Source organism: Rhodococcus sp. As11 (assembly GCF_048957735.1).
GTDB lineage: Bacteria > Actinomycetota > Actinomycetes > Mycobacteriales > Mycobacteriaceae > Rhodococcus > Rhodococcus gordoniae.
Genome location: NZ_JARDJE010000005.1, coordinates 350,782 through 364,021 on the forward strand (window position 1 = coordinate 350,782; position 13,240 = coordinate 364,021).

At 65.7% G+C, this 13,240-nt stretch carries 8 protein-coding genes and 3 pseudogenes; 8 read left to right on the top strand and 3 right to left on the bottom strand.

What is annotated here, in order from left to right; all coding sequences use genetic code 11:
* Positions 1–392: 392 nt before the first annotated feature.
* The 7 genes and pseudogenes from PV766_RS09525 to PV766_RS09555 all read left to right on the top strand — a co-directional run bounded on the left by PV766_RS09525 (position 393) and on the right by PV766_RS09555 (position 9,090).
* The gene (locus tag PV766_RS09525; RefSeq protein ID WP_016933773.1) at positions 393–623 is read left to right on the top strand and encodes a redoxin NrdH; all 231 of its coding nucleotides are present in this window, start codon (positions 393–395) and stop codon (positions 621–623) included.
* A 106-nt stretch (positions 624–729) separates the two neighbouring features.
* Entirely contained in the window at positions 730–1,182 is a 453-nt protein-coding gene (gene nrdI / locus PV766_RS09530) for a class Ib ribonucleoside-diphosphate reductase assembly flavoprotein NrdI (RefSeq protein WP_064065039.1), read from the top strand.
* Between the two features lie 83 nt (positions 1,183–1,265).
* Positions 1,266–1,823, top strand: a pseudogene (locus PV766_RS09535) (ribonucleotide reductase N-terminal alpha domain-containing protein); the annotation flags it as partial.
* Between the two features lie 6 nt (positions 1,824–1,829).
* Positions 1,830–3,017: pseudogene (locus PV766_RS09540) on the top strand (LAGLIDADG family homing endonuclease); the annotation flags it as partial.
* Between the two features lie 24 nt (positions 3,018–3,041).
* Positions 3,042–4,658: pseudogene (gene nrdE / locus PV766_RS09545) on the top strand (class 1b ribonucleoside-diphosphate reductase subunit alpha); the annotation flags it as partial.
* A gap of 52 nt (positions 4,659–4,710) precedes the next feature.
* Entirely contained in the window at positions 4,711–5,712 is a 1,002-nt protein-coding gene (nrdF, locus tag PV766_RS09550; RefSeq protein ID WP_129976359.1) for a class 1b ribonucleoside-diphosphate reductase subunit beta, read from the top strand.
* 144 nt (positions 5,713–5,856) lie between these two features.
* Positions 5,857–9,090 carry an arabinosyltransferase domain-containing protein gene (locus PV766_RS09555; protein ID WP_421096920.1) on the top strand — a complete coding sequence of 1,078 codons (3,234 nt, stop codon included), beginning with the start codon at positions 5,857–5,859 and terminating at the stop codon, positions 9,088–9,090.
* On the opposite strand, the gene PV766_RS09560 is transcribed toward PV766_RS09555, so the two are convergent.
* From PV766_RS09560 to PV766_RS09570, 3 genes are read right to left on the bottom strand one after another with little or no spacing between them, the layout of a single operon-like run.
* Positions 9,084–9,557 (bottom strand): NUDIX hydrolase, encoded by a 474-nt coding sequence (locus tag PV766_RS09560; protein WP_064065035.1) that lies wholly within the window; start codon positions 9,555–9,557, stop codon positions 9,084–9,086. The genes PV766_RS09555 and PV766_RS09560 overlap by 7 nt on opposite strands.
* A gap of 49 nt (positions 9,558–9,606) precedes the next feature.
* On the bottom strand, positions 9,607–10,665 hold the full coding sequence (locus PV766_RS09565; protein WP_421096921.1) for an iron-siderophore ABC transporter substrate-binding protein: 1,059 nt from the start codon (positions 10,663–10,665) through the stop codon (positions 9,607–9,609).
* Positions 10,666–10,705: 40 nt separating this feature from the next.
* On the bottom strand, positions 10,706–11,713 hold the full coding sequence (locus tag PV766_RS09570) for an ABC transporter substrate-binding protein (RefSeq protein ID WP_421096922.1): 1,008 nt from the start codon (positions 11,711–11,713) through the stop codon (positions 10,706–10,708).
* A gap of 271 nt (positions 11,714–11,984) precedes the next feature.
* Here PV766_RS09570 and PV766_RS09575 point away from each other — a divergent pair.
* Positions 11,985–13,240, top strand: a 1,256-nt coding sequence (locus PV766_RS09575; protein ID WP_421096923.1) for a cbb3-type cytochrome c oxidase subunit I, incomplete at its 3' end; no start/stop codon positions are given.

Below are 13,240 nucleotides of genomic sequence, written 5' to 3' on the forward strand. Positions count from 1 at the left end.
GCGCGAACCGGGAACACGAGGAGTCATTCTTCCTGCCCGCGGCCCTCCGCGCAGGCGGTCCGGAGAGGTTCCCGCGGTGACGGCCCGAAGTTGTCGGTGGCACCCGCCACACTTGTGCTCGAGGTCTCTCCCGGGCGCCTCGCGACGACACGCCGAGACGCGCCCGAAACGCCGTGGAGGGAGGGTTGCGACCTGGGAATATCACCTTTGTAAGTCACAACATCCTGGGTTCTGTGTATCCGGTGGGCACAAGGTGTAGTGTCTAGACCGCTGGAAGGCCACAAGTGCCGACGATCTCTCGGGGAAGCGGGATCGGACGGATTCGTGGGTTTCCGGGTAACGCACAGCAGTCAGTCGTCAGGCCGCCCACGGCCGTCGGAAAAGGGGCATTCATGAACATCACCGTCTACACCAAGCCTGCCTGCGTCCAGTGCACCGCCACCTACCGTGCCCTCGACAAGGCCGGCATCGAGTACGACGTCGTCGACATCAGCGAGAGCCCCGAGGCCCGCGACTACGTCATGGCCCTGGGTTACCTCCAGGCGCCCGTCGTCGTCGCCGGCGACGACCACTGGTCGGGCTTCCGCCCCGACCGCATCAAGGCGCTCACCGTCGCTGCCTGAGCCCGGGCCGCGTTCGCAGCGGCCCGATCGTCGTCGTCTCCGGGCGGAAATGCGCCGTGTCCGCCCGGGCCGGTCTTCGCAATCGAATGAAGAGTGGTGACTACCGATGGCTTCGCTGGTGTCGATCCAGGGAACGTCGCTGGTGTACTTCTCGAGTACATCCGAGAACACCCACCGATTCGTGCAGAAGCTCGGGATTCCGGCCAGCCGGATCCCCCTGCACGATCGGGAGGGCACTTTCGAGGTCCACGAACCGTACGTGTTGATCGTGCCGACCTACGGTGGCGGGACGACCGCCACCGGTCGCGATACCCGCTACGTTCCCCGGCAGGTCATCCGGTTCCTCAACAACGAGCACAATCGGAGCCTGATCCGCGGTGTCATCGCGGCGGGTAACACCAACTTCGGCGACTCGTACTGTTTCGCGGGCGACATCGTCGCGCGCAAGTGCAAGGTGCCGTATCTGTACCGATTCGAGTTGATGGGCACGACCGACGACGTGGAGCGTGTCCGCGACGGTCTCGCCCGATTCTGGGAGTCCGTTCTCCAGAACGCCTGAGCCACATCCGTATCCGTATTCGACGCGCGTCGCGGACGTGACTGCGCGGCCGTTTCCTAACTCCGACAAGTGGGGACAGCACTGTGACCATTACCGATCCCGATCCCGCCACGAGCGCACCCCTCGACGATTCGATCAAGGATCTCGACTACCACGCGCTCAACGCGATGTTGAATCTGTACGGCCCCAACGGCGAGATCCAGTTCGACAAGGATGTGGCCGCCGCCCGCCAGTACTTCCTGCAGCACGTCAACCAGAACACGGTCTTCTTCCACAACCTCGACGAGAAGCTCGACTACCTCGTCGAGGAGAACTACTACGAGCCCGAGGTGCTCGACAAGTACTCGCGTTCGTTCGTCAAATCGCTGTTCGACCATGCGTATTCGAAGAAGTTCCGGTTCCCGACCTTCCTCGGTGCGTTCAAGTACTACACCTCGTACACGCTCAAGACGTTCGACGGCAAGCGTTACCTCGAGCGGTTCGAGGACCGCGTGTGCATGGTCGCCCTGACTCTCGCTGACGGCGACGAGATCCTGGCCCGGCACCTCGTCGACGAGATCATCTCCGGCCGCTTCCAACCGGCCACCCCGACCTTCCTCAACTCGGGCAAGAAGCAGCGCGGCGAGCCCGTCTCGTGCTTTCCCGCCGGTACGCTCATCGACACGATCGACGGTCAGCGGGCTATCGAGACCCTGCAGGCGGGGGATCTGGTCCTGTCGCACGACGGGGCATACCACGCGGTCGAGGAGCTGATCGAGAACCCGAATGATCAAGCTTTGGTGTCGATTTCGCACTTCGGGCACAAAGAGCCGATTCGGTGCACTCCGGAGCATCCCATCCTGGTGTGGACCGAGCGTGATGTCGAGACCTTGATCGACGGCGATGGAGCGGATCCCTTCAACGGTTTCGTATGGCTCGCTGCCCAGGACGTGCGCCCGACCGACTTCATTGTCACCGCGGCGCCGTTGGGTGAGCGCGACAAGCGCGTTTTCGACCTCATGGACCATGTTGGTAACGGACTGTACGAAGAGGTCGACGGTCTGATTCGTAAGGTGAACGTTGATGCCAAGCATCGGAACAAGCAGCGTCACAGTCAACGCTTCGTCGGTGTCAACCGATACGTCGAGGAATCGTACGAGTTCGGACTGATTCTCGGCTGGTATGTTGCCGAAGGCTACGTATCCAAGCGTGCGGGTATCGACGGTGTGCAACCCAATGGTGTTCACTTCACTCTCGGTGCACACGAGGTCGAGTACCAGGCAGATCTGGCGGCGGCGTTCAAGCAAGTATTCGGCGTCGAACTCTCTCAGTCCACCAACCTGTCGGACCACTCGATCAAGATGGGTTGCAACAGCAAGGTGGTGGCGTCATTGCTGCTGTCGCTTGCCGGGACCGGTTACAGTACGAAACGCCTGACGCGCGATGTCATGACTGCCGATGAAGAGTTTCAGCGCGGTCTGCTTGCGGGCTTGTTCAGGGGCGACGGCTGCAGCACCACTGGCGGCATGATCCTCGATCTCGTCAATCCGGAACTGGTGGATCAGGTGCAGTTGATCCTGCGCCGCCTGGGAATCGTGTCGGTCGTTCGCCACTACATCAACCAAGCGGGCAATGTGACGGGCCATGTGTTCGTCCCCGGGGTGCCCGGTACAAACGAAGACTTCATCTTCGACGTCGGCAAGAACCTGCACAACTATCTCGGGCGGAAGGGCACCAAGCGCACGACCTATCAGGTGGCGCACGGGCGTCATGTCTACGGAATCCGCGAGATCGCGAAGACCGACGAGACGCCGAGCAAGGTGTACAACCTGCACGTCGAGGGCACACATACCTATACGATTCGCGGCGCTGTGGTGCACAATTGCTTCCTGCTCCGCATCGAGGACAACATGGAGTCGATCGGCCGCTCCATCAACTCCGCGCTGCAGCTGTCCAAGCGTGGTGGCGGTGTCGCCTTGCTGCTCAGCAACATTCGTGAGCACGGCGCACCCATCAAGAAGATCGAGAACCAGTCCTCCGGCGTCATTCCGATCATGAAGCTGCTCGAGGACTCCTTCTCCTACGCCAACCAGCTCGGTGCCCGTCAGGGTGCCGGCGCGGTCTACCTGCACGCGCACCACCCCGACATCTACCGCTTCCTCGACACCAAGCGCGAGAACGCCGACGAGAAGATCCGTATCAAGACCCTCTCGCTGGGCGTCGTCATCCCCGACATCACGTTCGAGCTGGCGAAGAAGAACGAGGACATGTACCTGTTCTCGCCGTACGACGTCGAGCGCGTCTACGGAAAGCCCTTCGCCGACATCGACGTCACCGAGAAGTACTACGAGATGGTCGACGACAAGCGCATCCGCAAGTCGAAGATCAAGGCGCGCGAGTTCTTCCAGACCGTCGCCGAGCTGCAGTTCGAGTCGGGCTACCCCTACGTCATGTTCGAGGACACGGTGAACCGGGCCAACCCGATCGCCGGCAAGATCACGCACTCGAACCTGTGCTCGGAGATCCTGCAGGTCTCGACGCCCTCGGAGTTCAACGACGACCTGTCCTACAGCCATGTGGGCAAGGACATCTCGTGCAACCTCGGCTCGCTGAACATCGCGAAGACGATGGACTCTCCCGACTTCGCGCAGACCATCGAGGTCGCCATCCGCGGCCTGACGGCGGTCTCCGACCAGACGACGATCTCGTCCGTTCCGTCGATCGAGCGGGGCAACAACGAATCCCACGCCATCGGCCTCGGCCAGATGAACCTGCACGGCTTCCTCGCCCGCGAGCACATCTTCTACGGGTCCGAAGAAGGCGTCGACTTCACGAACATCTACTTCTACACGGTGCTGTTCCACGCCCTGCGCGCGTCGAACAAGATCGCGATCGAGCGAGGCTCGTACTTCAAGGGCTTCCCGGAGTCGAAGTACGCCTCGGGTGAGTTCTTCGACAAGTACACCGATCAGGTCTGGGAGCCGGCCACCGAGCGGGTTCGCCAGTTGTTCGCCGAGTCGGACATCGCGATCCCCACGCAGCAGGACTGGCGCGAGCTGAAGGAGTCCGTGCAGAAGCACGGCATCTACAACCAGAACCTGCAGGCGGTTCCGCCCACCGGTTCGATCTCGTACATCAACCACTCGACGAGCTCGATCCACCCGGTCGCGTCGAAGATCGAGATCCGCAAGGAGGGCAAGATCGGGCGTGTCTACTACCCGGCGCCCTACATGACGAACGAGAACCTCGAGTACTTCCAGGACGCGTACGAGATCGGCTACGAGAAGATCATCGACACCTACGCCGCCGCGACGCAGCACGTCGACCAGGGCCTGTCGCTGACGCTGTTCTTCAAGGACACCGTCACCACCCGCGACGTGAACAGGGCCCAGATCTACGCGTGGCGCAAGGGAATCAAGACCCTGTACTACATCCGTCTGCGGCAGATGGCGCTCGAGGGGACCGAGGTGGAGGGTTGCGTCTCCTGCATGCTGTGACCCGCACTTCGTGACAGTCCTTGCATCAGCACACAATTCAGGTAGGTAACCGATGACTGCAGCAGCACACTCGCCGGCCGACGGCATGCGCGTCAAACTCATCGATCGCGTCTCCGCGATCAACTGGAACCGCGTCCCCGACGACAAGGACGCCGAGGTCTGGGATCGCCTCACCGGCAACTTCTGGCTTCCGGAGAAGGTGCCCGTCTCCAACGACATCCAGTCGTGGGGCACCCTCACCGAATACGAGCAGGAACTGACGATGCGGGTCTTCACGGGCCTGACGCTCCTCGACACCATCCAGGGCACGGTCGGTGCGGTCTCGCTCATCCCCGATGCGGTCACCCCGCACGAGGAGGCGGTGTTGACGAACATCGCCTTCATGGAGTCGGTGCACGCGAAGAGCTACTCGCAGATCTTCTCGACGCTGTGCTCGAGCCGGCAGATCGACGACGCCTTCCGCTGGTCGGAGGAGAACGAGCACCTGCAGCGCAAGGCCCAGATCATCCTCGACTACTACAAGGGCGACGACCCGCTCAAGCGCAAGGCCGCCTCGACGCTGCTCGAGTCGTTCCTGTTCTACTCGGGCTTCTACCTGCCGATGTACTGGTCGTCGCGGGCCAAGCTCACCAACACCGCCGACATGATCCGCCTGATCATCCGCGACGAGGCCGTCCACGGCTACTACATCGGCTACAAGTACCAGCGCGGCCTGGAGACGATCACGCAGACCGAGCGCGACGAGCTCAAGGACTGGGTGTTCGAGCTGCTCTACGAGCTGTACGACAACGAGACCCACTACACGGCCGACCTCTACGACCAGGTCGGGCTCACCGAGGATGTCAAGAAGTTCCTGCGCTACAACGCGAACAAGGCGCTGATGAACCTCGGGTACGAGGCGCTGTTCCCCAAGGACGAAACGGACGTCAACCCGGCCATCCTGTCGGCGCTGTCGCCCAACGCCGACGAGAACCACGACTTCTTCTCGGGTTCCGGCAGTTCCTACGTGATCGGCAAGGCCGTCGTCACGGAAGACGACGACTGGGACTTCTGACCGGGCACGCTGCACGCATCGATCCCGTACACCGGCGCCGGAGCGCCCGTGTACGGGATCGCGTGTTTTTCGCGGCCCGGCCGCTCACCTATAGCATCGCTCCTCGTGACCGAGACAAGAGAAGCGTCGGGCTCGCCTCGGCCGGTGACATCGGAACGCTCGCAGTCCGGCAGACGGGTGGTCGAGCAGCGGACCCGGCTGTGGGCGGTACTCGCCGCCGTGGTGGGGATCGTCGCATCGATCGCGATACCGCTCTTGCCCGTGACGCAGACCACCGCAACCCTCGAATGGCCGCAGAGTGAGAGCAAGACCGGTATCTCGGCTCCGCTGGTGTCCTACGCGCCGGTCGATCTCGACGCCACGATCGAGTGCCGGTCCGTGCGCGAAGCGCTGCCGGACGGCGGCACCGTGTTCTCCACCCTCCCGGAAGGAGCTCCCGATCGTGAGCGCTACGGGCTGATCGTCCGGGTCCGGTCCGCCGGTGACGACGGACCGGCGATGTTCGAGGTGATCTCCCGCAACACGATGCTTGCGGCGGCACCGGTGGACGAGCTGTCCGGGGACTGTGCGGTCACCCTGTCCTCGAACTCGGAACGTACCGTCGCCACGATCACCGGGTCGGCCGCGGCGGGGGAGCGGACCGTCGATCGCGACCTGCGACCTCAGCTGGTCGGCATCTTCACCGACCTGCCCGGTCCCGCGCTCGACGGCGTCTCGGTCACCGCGACCGTCGACACCCGGTTCACGACGTCTCCGACGATGCTGAAGATCGTCGCGATGATCGTCGCGGTGGTGGCCACAGCACTGGCCTTGTGGACGCTGGCCCGGCTCGACCGCACCGACGGCCGCCGCCACCGCCGCCTGTTGCCGGCGTCGTGGTGGTCGTTCACCCGCATCGACGCGCTGGTCGTCGGAACCCTGCTTCTCTGGCACGTCATCGGGGCGAACACCGCCGACGACGGTTACCAGCTCGGAATGGCCCGCGCTGCGGGGGAGGCCGGGTACATGGCGAACTACTTCCGGTGGTTCGGTGTGCCCGAAGCACCGTTCGGCACACCCTTCTACGACGTCCTCGCCGCGATGACCCAGATCTCGACGGCGAGCCTCTGGATGCGGCTACCGGCCCTGACCGCCGGGATCCTGTGCTGGTGGGTGCTCAGCCGCGAGGTCGCTCCGCGTCTCGGCGTGGCGCTACGCCGCAACCGGCTCCCGTTGTGGACCGGGGCCCTGGTGTTCCTGGCGTTCTGGCTGCCGCTGAACAACGGATTGCGTCCGGAGCCGATCGTCGCGACCGGTGTCGTGCTGACCTGGTGCTTGCTCGAACGCGCGATCGCCACCCGGCGTCTGCTGCCGGCGGCGGCGGCGATCCTCGTCGCCGCGCTCACCGTGACCGCCGGACCGTCGGGCATCATCTGCTTCGCCGCGCTGATCGCCGGTGCCCGCCCGATCGCCCGCATCCTCCATCGACGCGCGCGCAGCCTGGGATGGCTGCCGGTTCTCGCTCCGCTGGTCGCGGCCGGACTGGTGATCCTGGTACCGGTCTTCGCCGACCAGACCCTCGCGGCAGTGCTGGAAATGCAGCACGCGCACGAGGTCGGTCCGAACGTGCCGTGGTTCCAGGAGTACCTGCGCTACCAGTACCTACTGCAGATCACCGTGGACGGCTCTCTGGCCCGCAGGTTCGCGGTCTTCACTCTGGTGCTGTGCCTGGCGGTGGCGGTCGTCGCGATGCTGCGCCGCGGTGGGCACATCCCGGGCACCGCGCAGGGTCCCTCCCGGCGCATCGTCGGCATCACCCTCGGTGCGCTGGTGCTGATGATGTTCGCGCCGACGAAGTGGACCCACCACTTCGGTATCTACGCCGGTCTCGCGGCTGCGGTGGCGATGCTCGCCGCCGTGGCCACCGGCCCCGCTGTACTGCGCTCGCGACGCAACCGGGCGTTGTTCGCCGCGGCGGTGTCGTTCGTGGTGACCATGTCGTTCATCGGCCCCAACGGCTGGTGGTACGTCTCGAGCTACGGGGTGCCGTGGTGGGACAAGCCGCCGTCGGTCGCCGGATTCGGTTTCTCCACCGTCTTCTTCGCGGTGACGGTCGCGGCCTTGCTGCTCGCCGCGTGGTGGCACATCCATCCCGTCGCCTCGACGCGCACCGACTCTCCGGCGCGCTGGTGGGCGGTGCCGCCGTTGACGGTCGCCGCCGCCGCGATGGTGGTGTTCGAGGTGCTGTCACTGGCCAAGGGTGCGATCGCGCAGTATCCGGGTTATTCGGTGGCACGATCCAATCTCGACACCCTCACCGGCAACTCGTGTGCCCTGGCGAACGACGTGCTGCTCGAAACGGATCCGAACGCCTCGGTACTCACTCCCATCGGCGCCGACGCGGCGACCTCCCTCGACGCCGGAGGAGGGGACGGGTTCACTCCGGGCGGGGTCGCGCTCGATCTCACCCCGGACGACGACTCGGCGTCTGCCGGTACCGCCAACACCGTCGACACGAACAACGATCAGAGCTCGACGGGGGGCACCGGGGGCACCGGCGGCGGCACCGGCAGCGTCGGGATCAACGGCAGCACCGTCGCAATGCCGTTCGGTCTCGACCCGGCGACCACCCCCGTGCTGGGTAGCCACGGGTCGACCCTCGGCGACGTCACGAGCGCCTGGTTCCGGCTGCCCGAGCCGGACGCGAACGGCTCCCGCGGGGATCTCGTCACCATCGCTGCGGCCGGACGGATCTTCTCGGTCGACGCCGACGGCACCGAGACCTACGGCCAGCGACTCGAACTCGAATACGGAAGCACCGGCGCCGACGGCGGTGTCATCGCGCTGGGACGGGCGTTGCCGATCGACATCGGTCCGGCGCCGTCGTGGAGGAATCTGCGGGTCCCGATGGAGACGCTGCCCGGCGAGGCCGACGCGGTGCGGATCGTCGCCTCGGACAACGATCTGGCGCCGGAGCAGTGGCTCGCGTTCACCCCGCCGCGCGTGCCGCAGACCCGGACGCTGCAGCAGGTCGTCGGGAGCGACACACCGGTCCTGCTGGACTGGGCGGTCGGTCTCAACTTCCCGTGCCAGCGTCAGATGGTGCACCGCAACGGCATCGCCGAGATTCCCGAGTACCGCATCCTGCCGGACCGGGTCGGTGCCATCTCCACCGATCTGTGGCAGGACCACCACGGTGGTGGTCCGCTCGGCTGGACCGACCAGTTGCTGCGGGCGCGCACGATCCCGTCGTATCTCGATCACGACTGGGACCGCGACTGGGGAGCGATCGAACAGTACACACCGATCGACTCGGCCACGGAGACCGCGGAACTCGACACCACCACCGTCACGCGCAGCGGGCTGTGGAGCCCGGGTCCGATCAACACCGCCTACTGACGGAACCAGGCCTCCGCACGACCGGCGAGCGCCTTCCCGAGCCGCAGGCGTGATGTCTCGGTGAGCGGTTCGGGGAGCGCGTCCGGCGCGAACCACGCCACCTCGAGGTTCTCGTCGTCGGCGACACGTGCGTCCCCGCCGGTCGCGCGGAGCAGGAAGCACACGTCGAGGTACTGCGCGACGTCGCCGTTGGGATAGGTGATGGGCGCCGTGACGTCGACGCTCGTCAACCGGACGATCTCGGCGGTGACACCCGTCTCCTCGAGTACCTCGCGGACCGCGGCGACCGCCGGTTCCTCGCCGGGTTCGAGGATGCCGGAGACCACCGCCCACATCCCGTTGTCGGCGCGGCGGGTGAGCAGGACGCGACCGTGCTCGTCCGTGACGATCGCGCTCACCCCCGGCAGCCACAGGGGAGCGGTTCCTACGTGTGAGCGGAGCTGGACGACGAAATCGGGTATCGGCACGCCATCGTTTGTATACCGGCGGGCAGGCTGCCGCCGGGCGAGCCGGCGGTCAGTTCGAGTAGCCGTTGAGGGTGTAGGTCAGATCGGTGAGGATCGCCCGCGCGGCGACCGGTCCGGGGGTCGACCACACGTCGTCGCTCACGGAGAACAGACGGCCGTCGCGAACGGCCCCGAGATCGAGCCACTCGTCGGTCTGCATGTAGTCGGTGCCGGCCCCGAGTCCGTCCTCACCGGCGAAGCGGACGAAGATCACGTCGCCGTCGGCGGCAGCCGGGTCCTCCGTGTCGACGGCCTGCCAGGGCTGTCCGTCGACCACCGCGAACCGCTGGGCCGGCGGACGGGCCGCTCCCACGTCGCCGAGCACCTGCCCCGCGAACGATGCAGTGCCCTCCACCCCGGGACCGTCGGCGGTGAACCGCACGATGGACGCCTGGGTCTGGGAGGAGACCAGCTCGCGGCCCAGATCGTGTGCCGCCGTCGCGTAGTCGTCGAGGACGCGACGGGCTGCCTCCGTGCGCCCGAGCGCCTCACCGACGCGCACGAACTGTTCTCTCCAGAACACCGGATCGGACCCGACCAGCACGGTGGGTGCGACAGCGCTCAGCGAGGTGTAGACGTCGGGAGCGGCGGAGGACCCGAGGATCACATCCGGCTGCGCACGCTCGATCGCCGCGACGTCCGGAGCGCCGGCAGCTCCCACGGCCGGCAACTCGCCGATCCCGGTGCCGAGATATTCCGGCCGTCCGGAGATCTCGGCGCTCGCTCCCACGACGCGCTCCCACAGACCCAGGGCGCACACCGCGTCGAGCGCCGCGGAGTCGAGGACGACGATGCGCTGCGGGTCGGCGGGCACATCCGACCGGCCTGCGGTGTGCAGGACCGGCCGGGTGCCGTTGCTGGGCTGCCCCGGATCGGGCGGGGAGGGGAGCGGGCATGCGGTCGACGTGTCCCGGTCGATACCCACGACCGACGCTCCGGCGATACGCGTGGTGGTGCGCACGATCTCGGAGGCGTCGTCGTCGGGCGGGGTGGAGCACCCGGCCAGGGCTGTCGTCACCGCAGCGACGGCTGCGACGAGCACTGCTCGTGACCGGTGCACGGAAATCACGTCGGACCACTCCTGTAGGACGCTGCTCGGATCGGACGGCTCAGGCTATCCGGTCGTGGCGGTCGACTCCGAAGGTGTCCGCAAGGTCGTCGAGGATGCGGTGGGCTCCTTGGATGCTCACCGGCATCATCCACACGCTGTCGTCCACCTCGACCTTCCGCCCCTGCAGGTTCTGCCACAGGGGATTGGTGACGAACGGCTGGGCCGCCGCCTGTGCCTTGCCGTCGCCGAGGTCGTAGGTGGTGACGAAGATGACGTCCGCTTCGGCCTCGGTGATCAGTTCGGGGCTGACAGCGTTCATGATGCTCGACGGATCCGACGGATCGGGGCCCTGGCTCGCCGGGCGGGCGAGACCGGCGTCCTCGAGTACGACGCCGCTGAACGAGCTGGTGCGGTACAGCCGGGCCGTCGGCTCACCGGCGAAGCGGACGATCGAGATCGTCGGGTTGCCTGCCGTGGCGTTGATGTCCGCACCGATGGCTGCGGCGCGTTCCTCGTACTCGGAGATCTTCTGCTCGGCGAGGTCCTCCTTGCCGATGGCCTGCGCGACGAGCCGGATGTTGTCCTTCCACGTCGGCCCGGTCGACTGGGAGAAGACGGTCGGGGCGATAGCGGACAGTTCCTCGTAGTTCTCCCCGTCACGCACCTCTGCCGAGAGGATGAGATCCGGCTCGAGCGCGGCCACCTGTTCGAGGCTCACGTCCGCGGTCTTCCCGACCGACACGGCGTCGGCCGCGTACTCACGCGAGTCGCCGAGATAGTCGGGGAAACCTTCGGTCCGGTAGTCGACGTGTCCGACGAGCGGTGCTTCGAGGAGCAGCACGGCATCCGCGTAACTCGTGTCGAGCGCGACGATACGGGTCGGTTCGCTCTCGATCGTGGTGGAACCGCGGAAATGCTCGACGGTCCGGGGAAAGCCGGTCGCGTCGGCGCCGGCCGCAGCGGAAGACTCGTCGGCTGCGTCGGCCGCACCGCAACCGGTGACGAGGAGTCCGGTGGTCAGCAGGGCCGCAGCGAGCCGGACGGGACGGGAGGGGAGAACAAGCACGGGTCGTCCTTCTGTATTGCGAGGGGGGTAAGTGCACCCTAACTCGCGCTCTTCGCCCGTGGTGGAGTCACGTCCCCCCGTCCGGAATGTGAGGTGTGGCACAGCAGTCGAGTGTGGTTGTCGGCTCCGCTCCAGGTAGCCTCGCGAGTCGAGTACGACAGCGAGTAGGACCCGGAGGGCGACCGTTTCGGGGAGGGTCTACGATTCGATGAGCGCAAGCCAGAGACCGTTCGCCTCCAGCCCGAGGTCGAGCGCGCATTCAGGAGGATTAGTGACTGCCGTAGCGCCCCAGCCAGTCCCAGAGATAGCTGCAGCAAGGCCGTACCCGCCGCGGCAGGGACCCAAGGGTTCGTTCATCCACAAGATGATCACGACCACAGATCCCAAGATGTTGGGGATCATGTACATGGTCACCTCGTTCGCCTTCTTCCTCATCGGCGGCCTGATGGCACTGCTGATGCGCACCGAGCTCGCGGTCCCCGGCCTGCAGTTCCTGTCGAACGAGCAGTTCAACCAGCTGTTCACGATGCACGGCACGGTCATGCTGCTGATGTACGCGACGCCGGTCGTGTTCGCCTTCGCGAACTACATCCTGCCGCTGCAGATCGGCGCTCCCGACGTCGCCTTCCCGCGCCTGAACGCCTTCAGCTACTGGCTGTACCTGTTCGGCGCGACGATCGTGATGCTCGGCTTCGTCACCCCCGGCGGCGCCGCGGACTTCGGCTGGACGGCCTACACGCCGCTCACCAGTGAAATCCACTCCCCGGGTGTCGGTGCCGACTTCTGGATCCTCGGCCTCGGCGTGATGGGTCTGGGCACCATCCTCGGTGCCGTCAACTTCATCACCACCGTGGTGTGCATGCGTGCACCGGGCATGACCATGTTCCGGATGCCGATCTTCACCTGGAACATCCTGATCACCAGCCTGCTGATCCTGCTCGTGTTCCCGCTGCTGACCGCCGCCTTCATGGGCCTGTTCGTCGACCGTCACCTCGGTGGCCACATCTACGACCCCGCCACCGGCGGCGTGCTCCTGTGGCAGCACCTGTTCTGGTTCTTCGGTCACCCCGAGGTGTACGTCATCGCACTGCCGTTCTTCGGCATCGTCTCGGAGATCTTCCCGGTCTTCTCCCGCAAGCCGATCTTCGGGTACACCGGCCTGGTCTACGCCACGATGGCGATCGCGGCGCTGTCCATCGCCGTGTGGGCGCACCACATGTACGCCACCGGCGCAGTGCTGCTGCCGTACTTCTCGTTCATGACCTTCCTGATCGCCGTCCCCACCGGTGTGAAGTTCTTCAACTGGATCGGCACGATGTGGAAGGGCCAGATCACCTTCGAATCGCCGATGCTGTTCTCGGTCGGCTTCATCGTGACCTTCCTCTTCGGGGGTCTGACCGGTGTCATCCTCGCGAGCCCGCCGCTGGACTTCCACCTGCACGACTCGTACTTCGTGGTGGCGCACTTCCACTACGTGCTCTTCGGCACCATCGTGTTCGCGACCTACGCCGGCATCTACTTCTGGTT

Bases quoted from the DNA above. Each gene is read 5' to 3' on its own strand.
- nrdF (WP_129976359.1), top strand. From the start codon at position 4,711: ATGACTGCAGCAGCACACTCGCCGGCCGACGGCATGCGCGTCAAACTC.
- PV766_RS09525 (WP_016933773.1), top strand. From the start codon at position 393: ATGAACATCACCGTCTACACCAAGCCTGCCTGCGTCCAGTGCACCGCC.
- nrdI (WP_064065039.1), top strand. From the start codon at position 730: ATGGCTTCGCTGGTGTCGATCCAGGGAACGTCGCTGGTGTACTTCTCG.